Origin of the sequence: Marinomonas gallaica (assembly GCF_049821165.1) — a bacterium.
GTDB classification, from domain to species: domain Bacteria; phylum Pseudomonadota; class Gammaproteobacteria; order Pseudomonadales; family Marinomonadaceae; genus Marinomonas; species Marinomonas gallaica.
This window is the reverse complement of sequence record NZ_CP187511.1, coordinates 3,060,401-3,073,211: the sequence shown is the minus strand read 5'-3', so window position 1 is coordinate 3,073,211 and position 12,811 is coordinate 3,060,401. Positions and strand designations below refer to the sequence as shown.

General features: G+C 45.0%; 11 protein-coding genes. 8 read left to right on the top strand and 3 right to left on the bottom strand.

What is annotated here, in order from left to right:
• Positions 1-22: 22 nt before the first annotated feature.
• Positions 23-1,051, top strand: a complete 1,029-nt coding sequence (gene sohB / locus ACPUEK_RS14480; protein WP_425641169.1) for a protease SohB — start codon at positions 23-25, stop codon at positions 1,049-1,051.
• Between the two features lie 85 nt (positions 1,052-1,136).
• Here the strand turns inward: sohB and ACPUEK_RS14475 are convergent, their stop codons facing one another.
• Genes ACPUEK_RS14475 through ACPUEK_RS14465 form a run of 3 tightly spaced genes read right to left on the bottom strand, consistent with a single transcriptional unit; the run spans position 1,137 to position 5,444 of the window.
• Positions 1,137-1,832: a hypothetical protein gene (locus ACPUEK_RS14475; RefSeq protein ID WP_425641168.1), complete on the bottom strand. Its 696-nt coding sequence runs from the start codon at positions 1,830-1,832 to the stop codon at positions 1,137-1,139.
• Positions 1,829-5,233: a transcription-repair coupling factor gene (gene mfd / locus ACPUEK_RS14470; protein ID WP_425641167.1), complete on the bottom strand. Its 3,405-nt coding sequence runs from the start codon at positions 5,231-5,233 to the stop codon at positions 1,829-1,831. The genes ACPUEK_RS14475 and mfd overlap by 4 nt, the downstream gene beginning before the upstream one ends.
• 13 nt (positions 5,234-5,246) lie before the next feature.
• The gene (locus tag ACPUEK_RS14465; protein ID WP_067220137.1) at positions 5,247-5,444 is read right to left on the bottom strand and encodes a hypothetical protein; all 198 of its coding nucleotides are present in this window, start codon (positions 5,442-5,444) and stop codon (positions 5,247-5,249) included.
• A gap of 403 nt (positions 5,445-5,847) precedes the next feature.
• On the opposite strand from ACPUEK_RS14465, the gene ACPUEK_RS14460 reads away from it, so the two are divergent.
• From ACPUEK_RS14460 to ACPUEK_RS14430, 7 genes are all read left to right on the top strand, one after another.
• Positions 5,848-7,185, top strand: a complete 1,338-nt coding sequence (locus ACPUEK_RS14460; protein WP_425641166.1) for a Na(+)-translocating NADH-quinone reductase subunit A — start codon at positions 5,848-5,850, stop codon at positions 7,183-7,185.
• Between the two features lie 3 nt (positions 7,186-7,188).
• Positions 7,189-8,385 (top strand): NADH:ubiquinone reductase (Na(+)-transporting) subunit B, encoded by a 1,197-nt coding sequence (locus ACPUEK_RS14455; RefSeq protein ID WP_067220144.1) that lies wholly within the window; start codon positions 7,189-7,191, stop codon positions 8,383-8,385.
• Positions 8,378-9,175 (top strand): Na(+)-translocating NADH-quinone reductase subunit C, encoded by a 798-nt coding sequence (locus ACPUEK_RS14450; RefSeq protein ID WP_067220146.1) that lies wholly within the window; start codon positions 8,378-8,380, stop codon positions 9,173-9,175. Before ACPUEK_RS14455 ends, ACPUEK_RS14450 begins: the two co-directional genes overlap by 8 nt.
• Positions 9,176-9,177: 2 nt before the next feature.
• Entirely contained in the window at positions 9,178-9,840 is a 663-nt protein-coding gene (locus tag ACPUEK_RS14445; protein WP_425641165.1) for an NADH:ubiquinone reductase (Na(+)-transporting) subunit D, read from the top strand.
• The gene (gene nqrE / locus ACPUEK_RS14440; protein WP_067208897.1) at positions 9,841-10,449 is read left to right on the top strand and encodes an NADH:ubiquinone reductase (Na(+)-transporting) subunit E; all 609 of its coding nucleotides are present in this window, start codon (positions 9,841-9,843) and stop codon (positions 10,447-10,449) included. It begins immediately after the preceding gene.
• Positions 10,450-10,491: 42 nt separating this feature from the next.
• The gene (gene nqrF, locus ACPUEK_RS14435; RefSeq protein ID WP_067220154.1) at positions 10,492-11,718 is read left to right on the top strand and encodes an NADH:ubiquinone reductase (Na(+)-transporting) subunit F; all 1,227 of its coding nucleotides are present in this window, start codon (positions 10,492-10,494) and stop codon (positions 11,716-11,718) included.
• A gap of 72 nt (positions 11,719-11,790) precedes the next feature.
• Positions 11,791-12,807 (top strand): FAD:protein FMN transferase, encoded by a 1,017-nt coding sequence (locus ACPUEK_RS14430; RefSeq protein ID WP_067220157.1) that lies wholly within the window; start codon positions 11,791-11,793, stop codon positions 12,805-12,807.
• Positions 12,808-12,811 lie beyond the last annotated feature (4 nt).

Below are 12,811 nucleotides of genomic sequence, written 5' to 3'. Positions count from 1 at the left end.
ACAGTAGTTTAGGAGTTTTGATTTGGAGTTTTTAGCAGATTACGCAGGCTTTCTAATACGCCTATTAAGTATTGCGTTGATCATTCTGCTGATTTTGTCGGTTGTTGCGAGCGGCAAGAATAAACAGCGTAAGAATGGCAACCTAACAATTACTAAGCTCAATGATGGTTACCAAACCATGAAAGATGAGCTGAGTAAAAAATTGTTTGATAAAAAGATACTAAAGCAGCAGCAAAAAGCCCTTAAAAAGCAAAAGAAAGCAGAAGCTAAGTCTGCTGTGAAACAAAGTGAAGAGCAGAAACGCGTTTACGTTTTAGATTTTGACGGAGACATAAAGGCCAGTGCGGTGCAGTCTCTGCGCGAAGAGATTACCGCCATTTTAAGTGTGGCAACCGAGAAAGATGAGGTGGTTGTTCGTCTTGAAAGCCCTGGTGGTGTCGTGCATGGCTATGGATTAGCCGCTTCACAGCTGCAGAGAATTCGTGATAAGGGGATTCCGTTAACTGTCAGCGTTGATAAAGTGGCGGCCAGTGGCGGTTATATGATGGCTTGTGTGGCCGATAAGATTGTTGCCGCGCCGTTTGCGATTTTGGGCTCGATTGGTGTTGTGGCGCAAGTGCCAAATATTCATCGCTTGCTTGAGCGTAATACCATTGATGTAGAGCTGCACACAGCGGGCAAGTACAAGCGTACTTTAACAATGTTGGGTGAGAATACTGATGAAGGACGTGAGAAGTTTAAGCAAGATTTAGAAGATACACATGATTTGTTTAAGCACTTCGTGTCTAAAAATCGTCCTGTATTAGATATCGATGCCATTGCGACCGGTGAAACATGGTATGGCTCTGAAGCCATTGACAATAAACTTGCCGACGCTGTGATGACCAGTGATGCCTATTTAGAGCAATACTATTCAGATCACGATGTGGTACAAGTGACGTATCGTGAACCTAAAGCGTTTACAGAGCGATTAGGGTTGGGTGTGTTGTCCGCGGTAGAGCAAAAAGCCACAGGATGGTTGTCTAAAGCCTTAAACCATCGAGGCTTTTAAGTCTTTTAAAGAGATATAAAAAATCCCGCTCAATGAACTGACCCCCAATAGTTGGACATTCCAATTACTGGGGGTCTTTTTATATCTAGCGCTCCGAGACTAAATCAATTGCTTGTTCCAGATCGAGCGGCTCGAAGTAAATGAGGGTGCCAACGATGGGATGATCGATATAGTTGAGTTTTTTGCTGGCCGTTTTATTTTTGAAGTGAAGAGGCAGGACTTGCGAAGGGCCGTCCCAAAAGTTTTGGCTCGGTTGTAGTTGAGTGCCAGAAGCATGAGCGTTTGCGTGTACCTCTTCTGGTATCATTGCGACAGGATTGCCAAATAGATAGGACTGATAATGTAAATTACTTTCAAGGTAGCGACCTAAAGTGAAGGTGACCTTACCTGTGAATTCTGGGTATCCATTTTGCTGAGCATCACTGAAAAGCGGCTTCGAAATAGACGCGCCTGTATCAGGAAAAATTAAAGTCCAGCTGTTAGATGTTAGTAGCTCAGCGCGCGCTCTGATCGTATTTTGGAAATTATCAAAAGGTGAAGGCAGTGAACGCGGGGCAATGCTTGAGGCACTTCGTCTAGGATTTTTCATTAAGCCATCTAGCGAATAAACATCTTGATACTCGATGGTTTCTGAGCTCATGTTGTCAGGCCAAGCAAACGTCATAACGTAAGCTTGGTAGGCACGTGCTTTTTCCAAATCAATGCTGTTAAGGTCGACAGCATTGGCTTGGCTGATGGCGCTTGATAAAACACCAAAGACTAAGAAAGAGAGTGCTTTCAATGTAACAATTCCAATGTTTTAAGAGTATGAGTGAAACGTTCGTCTGCGTTGGGCATATTAGCAATAAATCGTAACGTATCCGAGCCGGAAAGTTTGAATTGATCGGGTTTCGTTTGAATTAACGAAATTAATTTCATAGGGTCCACAGGTGTGTTGCTCTTAAAGTGGATCTTGCCTTCGTGCTGATTGGCTTCGATTTTTTGTATACCCAGCTGTTCCGCTTTGAATTTTAGAGCTGTTTGGCGGAATAAGTTCTTGGTAGGGTCCGGTAATAGTCCGAAGCGGTCAATCATTTCGACTTGCAGTTCTTTGAGTTGGTCATCATTTTTTGCGCTGGCAATACGCTTGTATAGCATTAAACGGGTATGAACATCACCCAAGTAGTCTTCTGGGATTAACGCGGCAATACGTAAGTTAATGTCGGTCTGTGCTGGCGTTGAGATATCAACGTCAGGAGATTCACCGTTCTTAAGCGAAGTAACTGCACGATCGAGCATTTCCATAAACAATGAAAATCCGACGTGTTCAATGTGACCACTTTGTCCATCACCTAATAGTTCACCGGTTCCGCGAATTTCCAAATCATGCGTGGCCAGTGTGAACCCTGCGCCTAACGTGTCGGCCATGGTAATAGCTTCTAAGCGTTTTTCTGCATCACCGGTGACTTTGCGGTCATTGGGAGTTAGCAAATAAGCGTAGGCCTGATGATGCGAGCGACCGACACGGCCACGTAATTGGTGTAGCTGGGCGAGGCCAAACTTATCAGCACGCTCGATGATGATGGTGTTAGCGTTGGGTACATCGATCCCAGTTTCGATGATGGTAGAACAGACCAGCACATTGGCGCGTTTATGATAAAAGTCCGACATAACCTGCTCCAGTTCACGTTCACGCATCTGACCATGACCAACGATGACGCGTGCTTCTGGAACAAGCTCTTTTAAGTCTTCGGCGGCTTTCTCGATGGATTGGACTTCATTGTGTAAATAGTAAACTTGTCCACCGCGATACAGTTCACGCAATACGGCTTCTCTAATTTGATGAGTGTCTTTTTGCTTCACGAAGGTCTTGATTGAGAGACGTTTAGCCGGCGGTGTCGCGATAATTGAAAGATCTCGAATACCATTCAGAGACATATTAAGAGTTCGCGGTATCGGGGTGGCCGTCAGTGTCAGAATATCCACTTCTGCACGTAAGGCTTTAAACTGATCTTTTTGCTTCACACCAAAGCGGTGCTCTTCATCAATGATGACCAATCCAAGGTTGGCGAAGTTGATGTCGCTTTGAATCAGTTTATGGGTACCTACAATAATGTCAGCGGTACCTTGTTGGATACGATCGATAGCGGCGGTAGTCTGTTTGCCAGAACGGAAGCGAGACAGCAGTTCTACCTGAACGGGCCAATCTGCAAAGCGATCGCAGAAGTTATCGTAGTGTTGCTGCGCTAATAGGGTGGTTGGAACCAGTACGGCGACTTGTTTGCCATCTTGAACGGCTAGGAATGCTGCCCGCATCGCCACTTCGGTTTTACCAAAACCTACGTCACCACAAACGAGACGGTCCATGGCTTTGGCGTTAGACATATCATGAATGACCGCGTCGATGGCCGATTGTTGGTCTGGTGTTTCTTCAAACGGGAAACCAGATGAAAACTGTTTGTAAGCGTCATCAGGTTTGGCAAACGCATGACCTTTTTTGGACTCCCGTTTAGCGTAAATTTCTAACAGTTCAGCGGCGGTATCTCGCGCTCTTTCAGCGGCTTTTTGTTTGGCAACGCTCCATTTTTCAGTGCCCAATTTGTGCAGCGGCGCGTGTTCTTCATCGGCCCCGGTATAGCGTGAAATCAATTGTAGAGACGATACTGGCACGTACAGTTTTGCATCGTTGGCATAGCCAAGCGTTAGCAGTTCGGTTTCTTGTCCATCAATGGATAAATTAGTAAGCCCTAAATAGCGGCCAACACCGTGATCAATATGAACAACCGGCGCACCCATTCGCAACTCTGTTAAGTTACGAATAATGGCATCTTCGTCGATATTAGAGGCTTTGCGTCGGCGTGATTGTGTGACGCGTTCGCCTAACAAATTACTTTCTGCTATGAGAGCGCAGTGGTCGTCTAATACAAAACCTTGCGACAGCAATCCTTCGGTAATGAAGAGTCCACTTGTTTCCTCGCAGAAGCTTTGCCAGGTTTCGCACACAGAGGGCTTAATTTTAGCGTCTTGCAATAAATCCAATAAGGCTTCACGGCGACCAGCGGATTCGGCAACGATTAACGTGGGTAAGGTTTGTTGCGCCAAGAATGCTGTCAGTCTTGCGAATGTGGCTTGGCCTTGGTTGTCTGCGGATAGATCTGGAAGAGCCGCTTCAGAAGCTTGGTTGGTGCGAAAGATGAGGCCTGCAAAATGATTGAGTTGCGCGAAGAATTCATCTTCTAAAAGGCAGAGCTCACTTGGCTTCAAAATAGGTTTTTGAACATCATAAGCAAGTGATTCATGTCGCGTCTTATAATCGAGTAGGGTTGCACCGACATATTCATTGAGTTGCTCATTACGTGCCACCAGAGTTTGTTCACGTAGGTAGTCGAATAGTGTGCCGGTTTTTTCGAAAAACAGTGGTAAGTAATACTCGATGCCGCCTGGAATAATGCCTTCAGTGACATCTTGGTAGACAGGGCTGCTGAGAGGGTCGATGTCAAAACGTTCACGAAAGCGTTTACGAAACCCGGTTATACCATTCTGTGTCGTGGCAATTTCTCGCGCTGGAAGAATCTTAATTTCTGCTACTTTCTCGATAGTGCGTTGTGTTTCGACATCAAACCATCGAATCGACTCTACTTCATCGTCAAACCATTCAATACGGACTGGGTTAGCAACCCCCATCGGGTAAACGTCCATGATGGCGCCACGAACGGCAAACTCTCCATGAGTTGTCACCGTTTCAACATTTAAATAGCCACCATTGCTTAAGCGATCAATTAATTGTTTCTGGGCTATTTTCTGATCGAGCTTTAATTCAAAGCGCTGCGCATCAATGTGTTCTTCTGGACAAATTCGGGTAAGGGCAGAGGAGGTGGTGGTTAAAATAATGCCTGCTGACAAATCTCGAATTTGGGCTAAAGTATTTAAACGGTCAGAAATGATGTCTTGATGTGGCGAGAAACTGTCGTATGGCAGAGTTTCCCAATCGGAGAAGCGTAAGACAGGTAAGTTTTGCTCGGCAAAAAAGCGGATGTTGTCCTCTATCTCATTCAACTCAGTAGCACTGGCCGCAATGTACAGTAACGGCTTTTGATGTTGTTGGGCGATATCAACAATACGTTTTGCCTTATGGCTAATGTTGTGTGTATCGAGAAAATTCTTAAAGCCGGCAGTAAATTGTAGTGTGTGTTGTATGGTCATTTTGTTGGCTAATTTAAATTTTATGTTTAGCTAAGCGAAACGAAACAGCGTCAGCAAAGCGCAGTGCATGAGGCTTAACAGCCTCTGACGGATATTCATTGGGCGCATTGAGCGCGACATCTTGCAGGTTGTGCGTTTCTTCTTCACTGCCACCAATGTATGTGCGAAGACGTAAATCTTTAATGCGAATCTGTGCTGCAGCATGTGACATGACATGTTTCCCTTGCAAGTGTTTTGCACTTTGAATCTATTTTGTCGTGTTACATCGTATGCCGCAACCATGGAAGTTCAAACAACTAGGGAAAAGTGAGTAAGACACGCAGCTTCCTTTAAATGTAATAAAAATACAAAACTCACATTGGGAGGCTAGTAAAATAAACAGCGCTTATAGTTGGTATTTCTCTGTTTTTGCGCACTCATTGTGGGTAAAGGAAGCGTACGCTAGTAGTCAACGCAGGCAATGATCTCTATAATACGCAGGTTTTTTCGGTGAAGTGATATTACGTTATAAAGCGACCTTTAATTGGTGGCGAGAGTCAAAATGCTTTCCCGGAGGGGATTTGGCTCAGTAGCGTAAGTACGCTTTGGTGTTCAATTTTTGTTGGGCAGAACATATGTATAAAATTACTAAAGGCCTAGATCTACCGATCAGCGGCGCCCCCAATCAGGTGATTGAGGATGCTCCTGCCGCAAAATCGGTTGCCATCATCGGACCTGACTACATTGGTATGAAACCTACCATGTTGGTCAAAGAGGGTGATAAGGTCAAAAAAGGGCAGGTTATCTTTACAGATAAAAAAACGGAAGGAGTAAAGTACACCGCCCCAGCCTCAGGTACTATCGCTGCGATTAATCGCGGTGAACGACGCGTACTGCAATCGGTTGTTATTACAGTTGAAGGTAATGACGCCGTTGAATTTTCGAAATATTCGGGTTCAGAGCTTAAATCGCTAGAGCGCGGTAAAGTAGTAGAGAACTTAGTTGAGTCTGGTCTTTGGACTGCGCTACGTACTCGCCCTTTCTCTAAAGTTCCTGAAGTTGATTCAGTCCCTAACTCGATCTTCGTTACGGCAATCGATACGAATCCTCTTGCAGCAGATCCTGCTGTTGTATTGGCTGATAAAGCAGAAGCATTTGCGGATGGTTTAACAGTATTGACGCGTTTGACTGAGGGCAAAGTATTTCTTTGTAAAGCACCAGACAGCAAAATTCCAACTACTTCAGACGTTGTGGTAGAAGAGTTTTCTGGTAAGCACCCAGCGGGCCTTGTTGGAACGCATATTCATTTTCTTGATCCAGTCAGCGACAAAAAGACAGTTTGGTCTATCAACTACCAAGATGTGGTTGCAATCGGTGAGTTGTTTGTAAATGGTCAGCTGGATGTTTCTCGCGTCATTGCTGTGGGTGGACCACAGGTTTCTAAGCCGCGTTTGATTCGAACGGTTATTGGTGCTGACCTAAATCAGTTGCTTTCAAGTGAACTGCCTGATGGCGAGAACCGTATTATCTCAGGTTCAGTGTTGTCTGGTCGCAAAGCGGTTGGCCCTTATGCGTACCTTGGTCGTTACCACGCACAAGTGGTTGTCCTTGCTGAAGGTCGTGAGCGTCAAATGGTTCATTATTTACGTGCTGGATTTGAAAAACATTCTGTATTGAATGTATTTATTTCAAAGCTAACAGGTAAGTCGACATTTGACATGACAACATCGACTAACGGTAGTGATCGTACCATGCTGCCACTGGGTCATTTTGAGCGTTTGATGCCGTTGGATATTCTTCCAACTCAATTATTGCGCGCTTTGGTTGTTGGCGACACTGAGCAGGCACAGAAGCTGGGTGCATTAGAGCTTGATGAAGAAGACTTGGCGTTAATGACGTATGCTTGTTCAGGTAAGTTTGAATACGGCCCAATTCTACGTGACTGTCTCACAACGATTGAGAAAGAGGGTTAATCCATGGGTCTTAGAACTATTCTAGATAAAATGGAGCCTGAGTTTCACTCAGGCGGCAAATATGAGAAATGGTATGCACTTTACGAAGCGGTAGATACTATTTTCTATCGTCCTAGCAGTGTTGCAAAAGGTGGTTCTCACGTTCGTGACGCGGTAGATATGAAACGTGTCATGATTCTTGTTTGGATGTGTACATTCCCTGCCATGTTTTTCGGTATGTACAATATCGGATTCCAAGCAAACTCTGCGTTAGATGTTATGGGTGCAGCGCCGGCTGACACTTGGCGTCAAGGGGTTATCGGGGCACTGACAGCGTATAACGTAAACAGTGTCTGGGATAACATGATTTATGGTGCGATGTATTTCTTGCCTGTTTATCTAACCACGTTTGTGGTGGGTGGTTTCTGGGAAGTATTGTTCGCTTCGGTTCGTAAACATGAAGTGAATGAAGGTTTCTTCGTTACGTCTATTCTGTTTGCTTTGACACTTCCTGCAACTATCCCGCTATGGCAAGTTGCTTTAGGTATTACTTTTGGTGTGGTACTGGGTAAAGAAGTATTTGGTGGAACGGGTAAAAACTTCCTAAACCCTGCCTTAGCAGGTCGTGCTTTCCTATTCTTTGCTTACCCTGCGTCTATGTCTGGTGATGCGGTATGGACAGCGGTGGATGGTTACTCTGGTGCGACGGCTCTTAGTCAAGTGGCAGCAAGTGGCGTTGAAGCATTGTCTGTGTCTTGGTCTGATGCGTTCTTCGGCTTCATTCAAGGTTCTATGGGTGAAACCTCTACCCTAGCAATTTTGATAGGGGGTGGTGCGCTGTTGATTATGAAGATTGCTGCATGGCGAATTGTTGCAGGTGTGATGCTTGGTATGGTGGCAACGTCATTGCTATTTAATGCCATTGGCTCTGATACCAATGCGATGTTTGCGACACCTTGGTACTGGCACCTTGTAATGGGGGGCTTTGCTTTCGGTATGATGTACATGGCTACTGACCCTGTGTCAGCGTCTATGACTAACCGTGGTAAATGGTTCTACGGTGCGCTAATCGGTGTAATGGTTATCATGATTCGTGTAGTAAACCCTGCGTACCCTGAAGGTATGATGTTGGCGATTCTATTTGCTAACCTGTTTGCTCCGTTTATTGACCACTTCGTAGTGCAAGCAAATATCAAACGGAGGATTGCTCGTAATGGCTAGCAGTAACGATAGCATTTCAAAAACCATCATTGTTGCTGTGGCACTGTGTTTGGTATGTTCGATCTTTGTTGCGGGTGCTGCGGTTGGTCTTAAGCCAATTCAGCAAGAGAACCGTGACCTTGACCGTAAACGTAACATCTTGGCGGCTGCGCAAATGCTTCAGCCAGGGGAAAGCGTTGAAGAAGTGTTCGCGACCGTTGAAAAACGACTTGTGAACATTGAAGCTGGCCGTTTTGCAACGGATGCCGAACTTCAAGAAGCAGGCATTAACGTTGACTCTTACAGTCAGCAGGCTGCGGCGAAAGATCCGGCGTTGTCTACTTCCTTGAAGGGTGAGAGTGATCCTGCAAGCATCAAGCGTCGCGCTAAATTTGCAGCGGTATATGTTGTAAAAGATGAAAATGCGAAAGCACGCATCATCTTGCCAGTTCATGGTTACGGTCTATGGTCAACAATGTATGGCTTTATGGCACTTGAGTCGGATCTTTCTACAGTCGTTGGTTTTGGTTTTTACCAGCAAGCTGAAACACCTGGACTGGGTGGTGAGGTCGATAATCCTAACTGGAAAGCGCTTTGGGAAGGTAAAGAAGTCTACAACGAGGAAGGCGAGGCTGTTATTCGCTTGGCTAAAGGTTCTGTAGATTCTAATGATCCTAATGCATCTCATAAAGTAGATGGTCTTTCTGGTGCGACTTTAACCAGTCGCGGTGTGACGAACCTAGTTCAATACTGGTTGGGTAGTGAAGGTTTTGGTCCTTTCCTTGCCGAACTTCGTAGTGAAGGAGTGTAAGCATGTCTGAAGTGAAAAAAGTCTTATTTGGCCCCATTCTATCTAATAACCCAATTGCTCTACAGATTCTTGGTATCTGTTCTGCTCTTGCGGTAACAAGTAGTATGAGCGTAAGTTTGGTAATGTGTGTCGCGTTAACCATGGTGACCGCTTTCTCGAACTTGTTCATTGCGGTCATCCGTAGCCACATTCCAAACAGTATTCGTATCATCGTGCAGATGATCATTATTGCCTCGTTGGTAATTGTGGTAGACCAAGTGCTTAAAGCATTCGCCTATGAAATCAGTAAGCAATTGTCTGTATTTGTTGGCTTAATCATTACTAACTGTATCGTTATGGGACGTGCCGAAGCCTACGCAATGAAGAATGGCCCTGTCATGAGCTTCCTTGACGGTATTGGTAATGGTCTTGGCTACAGTGCAATGTTGATTATTGTCGCTTTCTTCCGCGAGCTTCTTGGTGCGGGTAAGCTACTTGGTGTGCCAATATTTGAAACGGTTCAAAATGGCGGTTGGTACCAACCTAATGGCTTGATGCTTCTACCACCAAGTGCTTTCTTTGTTATCGGCCTTGTTATTTGGGCGTTACGAGCATACAAGACAGAGCAGGTTGAAGAGCCAGAGTTTACTATTGCTAAGAACTCTCGTTCTCAGGAGGCGTTATAAATGGAACACTTAATTAGTCTTTTTATAAAGGCAGTTTTTGTTGAAAACATGGCTCTGGCCTTTTTCCTTGGTATGTGTACGTTCTTGGCACTGTCTAAGAAAGTAGAAACAGCCATTGGTCTTGGTATTGCAGTTGTAATCGTTTTGGCGGTTACTGTTCCTGTGAACAACTTACTTTATCAAAACCTTTTGAAAGAAGGTGCCTTAGATTGGGCTGGCTTGCCAAATGTTGACCTTAGTTTCTTAGGTTTGTTGAGTTATATCGGTGTTATTGCAGCGATTGTACAGATTTTGGAAATGACCTTGGATAAGTACATGCCTGCGTTGTACAACGCATTGGGCGTGTTCTTGCCTTTGATTACGGTAAACTGTGCCATCATGGGTGCATCACTGTTCATGGTAGAACGTGACTATAACTTCAGTGAAAGTTTGGTTTACGGTGTGGGTGCTGGTATCGGTTGGGCGTTGGCGATTGCAGCACTTGCAGGTATCCGTGAAAAGCTAAAATACTCTGACGTGCCTGCGGGTCTGCGTGGTTTAGGTATCACGTTCATCACCGTTGGTTTGATGAGTTTGGGCTTTATGTCATTTTCTGGTGTGCAGCTTTAATTGTTGCGCAGTTAGACAACCAAGAAAAAAGGTTAAACTAGCATGGACTTAGATACAATTATTCTAGGTGTTGTGATGTTTACCGCTATTGTGTTGGCGTTGGTGGCGATCATTTTGTTCGCTCGCGCCCGCCTAGTAAGTAGTGGTGACGTAACAATCCGTATTAATGGGGAAAAGGAAGTGACGGCGCCAGCGGGTGGCAAGCTGCTTCAAACCCTAGCAAACAGTGGTGTTTTTCTTTCGTCTGCCTGTGGTGGTGGCGGTACCTGTGCTCAGTGTAAATGTAAAGTGACCTCTGGTGGTGGCTCTATGCTGTCTACAGAGCAGTCACATTTTACACGCCGTGAAGAGAAAGAAGGTTACCGTCTTTCTTGTCAGGTTTCCGTGAAACAGGATATGGATGTGGAAGTGCCTGAAGAGGTCTTCGGCGTAAAAGCTTGGGAATGTACAGTTGAATCCAATCCGAACGTTGCAACATTCATTAAAGAATTGACGCTTCGTCTTCCTGAAGGTGAAAACGTCGATTTCCGTGCCGGTGGCTATGTTCAGCTTGAGGCGCCTGCGCACACGGTTAACTACAAAGATTTCGAGATCCAAGAAGAATACCGTGGCGACTGGGATCACTTTAACCTATGGAAATTCGTTTCTAAGGTTGATGAAACGATCATCCGCGCCTACTCGATGGCGAACTACCCAGAAGAGAAGGGTGTTGTTAAATTCAACATTCGTATTGCTTCACCGCCTCCAGGTAAAGACGATGTGCCGCCAGGTCAAATGTCTTCTTATGTGTTCAGCTTGAAAGAAGGCGATAAGATCAAAGTTTACGGCCCATTTGGTGAATTCTTCGCGAAAGATACCGATGCGGAAATGGTCTTCATTGGTGGTGGTGCAGGTATGGCGCCAATGCGCTCCCATATCTTCGATCAGCTTAAGCGCTTGCATTCTACTCGTAAAATTTCTTTCTGGTATGGTGCGCGTAGTTTGCGTGAAGCATTCTACACAGAAGAATATGATCAGCTTGAAGCAGAGAATGATAACTTTGAGTGGCATTTAGCGTTATCCGATCCTCAACCAGAAGATAACTGGGATGGTAAGACTGGTTTTATTCACAATGTGTTGTATGAGAACTACCTAAAAGATCACCCAGCGCCGGAAGATTGTGAGTTCTACATGTGTGGACCTCCAATGATGAATGCGTCGGTCATTAAAATGCTAGAAGACTTAGGTGTTGAGAAAGATAACATCCTTCTTGACGACTTTGGTGGCTAGCACTGAATAAAACATAGACCCACCATATGGTGGGTCTTTGTTTTTCTTTTCATGTAAATGTGTTGGGTATCTATGAAGAACAAACTTTTGCTAGCTTTAGTGGCAATCATTTTAGCTACAATCCTATTTAAAGCCGTTTCATTTTCCCCTGAGCAAGTTAGTTTCTCTGGCCCGACAATGGGCACAACGTATACGGTTAAATATATAACAACAGCCAACAGTCCAAGTCGTGACGAATTAAAATCCAACGTTGACAGTGTGTTAGTTCATGTTAACAAATTGATGTCGACTTATGACCCAACGTCTGAGCTGTCAGAATTCAACAAGCAGCCTGCTGGTACCACCATTGAAGCATCTGATGGTTTAACCTATGTCTTAGGTGAGGCGCTTAAAATCAGTGAGCAATCGGGCGGAAAATATGATGTAACCGTCGGGCCACTGGTCAATATCTGGGGATTTGGCCCAGGTAAGCATAATGATGAGGTGCCCTCTGATAGTGCCATCGAGGCGGCACAACAAAAAGTAGGCTATCAGCATGTAAGTATTGATGGAAATGCCATTACGAAATCCAATGATGTGTATGTTGATCTATCGTCCATCGCAAAAGGGTATGGCGTAGATGAGGTTGCTCGTACCTTGAAAGAATCAGGGGTTAGCAACTATCTTGTAGAAGTAGGTGGTGAAATTCTTGCTTCAGGACGAAAGTTAGATGGTAGCTTGTGGCATGTTGGTGTGGAGAGTCCTGCAGGTGGTCACAATGTAGCGCAGCGAGTGATTGCGGCCAGTGATGTTGCTATCGCGACCTCAGGAGATTATCGAAACTATTTTGAAAAAAACGGTGTGCGCTATTCTCATACCATTGACCCGACAACCGGTAAGCCAATTACTCATCGTTTGGTCTCCGTGACGGTAATCGATTCAACGTCTACCCGAGCTGATGGTTTGGCGACAGCGATTACAGTGCTAGGTCCGATTGAAGGCCTGAAATTTGCACAAAAATTCAATATAGCGGCCTACATGTTGGTTAAAGAAGATGCTGGGTTTGTTGAGGAATACTCTGATGCATTTAAGCCTTATTTAACTAACTAGCCCT

Excerpts from the sequence above, each read along its gene's own strand:
- ACPUEK_RS14460 (WP_425641166.1), top strand. The coding sequence starts at position 5,848 with ATGTATAAAATTACTAAAGGCCTAGATCTACCGATCAGCGGCGCCCCC.
- mfd (WP_425641167.1), bottom strand. The coding sequence starts at position 5,233 with ATGACCATACAACACACACTACAATTTACTGCCGGCTTTAAGAATTTT.
- ACPUEK_RS14430 (WP_067220157.1), top strand. The coding sequence starts at position 11,791 with ATGAAGAACAAACTTTTGCTAGCTTTAGTGGCAATCATTTTAGCTACA.
- nqrF (WP_067220154.1), top strand. The coding sequence starts at position 10,492 with ATGGACTTAGATACAATTATTCTAGGTGTTGTGATGTTTACCGCTATT.
- ACPUEK_RS14455 (WP_067220144.1), top strand. The coding sequence starts at position 7,189 with ATGGGTCTTAGAACTATTCTAGATAAAATGGAGCCTGAGTTTCACTCA.
- ACPUEK_RS14445 (WP_425641165.1), top strand. The coding sequence starts at position 9,178 with ATGTCTGAAGTGAAAAAAGTCTTATTTGGCCCCATTCTATCTAATAAC.
- nqrE (WP_067208897.1), top strand. The coding sequence starts at position 9,841 with ATGGAACACTTAATTAGTCTTTTTATAAAGGCAGTTTTTGTTGAAAAC.
- ACPUEK_RS14450 (WP_067220146.1), top strand. The coding sequence starts at position 8,378 with ATGGCTAGCAGTAACGATAGCATTTCAAAAACCATCATTGTTGCTGTG.
- ACPUEK_RS14465 (WP_067220137.1), bottom strand. The coding sequence starts at position 5,444 with ATGTCACATGCTGCAGCACAGATTCGCATTAAAGATTTACGTCTTCGC.